This is a genomic window from Neisseria sp. P0020.S003 (genome assembly GCF_051957095.1).
GTDB lineage: Bacteria > Pseudomonadota > Gammaproteobacteria > Burkholderiales > Neisseriaceae > Neisseria > Neisseria subflava.
Genome location: NZ_JBQCWU010000073.1, coordinates 1 through 448 on the forward strand (window position 1 = coordinate 1; position 448 = coordinate 448).

Sequence of the window (448 nt, forward strand, 5' to 3'; positions counted from 1 at the left end):
ATGGCGTTGAATTTGAAGTGTAACCTTATCTTCGCTATCAAGGCGACAAGTTTGTCGGCCGTTTCGAGGCCAATACTTATCTGCTGATGACCAAGGCACTCGACTACTTCGACTCGGCCGCCGATTACGGCCACAACCTCACTCGCGCCGTGGAGAATGTGCAGGCTAAGTTTTTTGTTGCCAGCTTCAGTACCGACTGGCGCTTCTCGCCGCAACGTTCGTATGAATTGGTCAAGGCATTAATCGCCACGCAAAAATCCGTGCAGTACATTGAAGTCAGATTCAAGCACGGCCACGGTGTCTTCTTGAGGGAAGGCGAAGCCTATATCCGCGCGGTTGCTGCTGACATGAACAACGTTTACAAGGACGGCCAAAAATGAATCTGCGCGAAGACGTGCAACTCATTTACGATTGGATACCCGAAGGCAGCCGCGTACTCGATTTAGGC

2 pseudogenes are annotated in these 448 nt (G+C 51.3%); both read left to right on the forward strand.

Annotation, left to right across the window (positions count from 1 at the left end):
* Window positions 1–380 (forward strand): annotated as a pseudogene (gene metX / locus ACTHTQ_RS11375) (homoserine O-acetyltransferase); the annotation flags it as partial.
* Window positions 377–448, forward strand: a pseudogene (locus ACTHTQ_RS11380) (methionine biosynthesis protein MetW); the annotation flags it as partial. The pseudogenes metX and ACTHTQ_RS11380, both read left to right, overlap by 4 nt.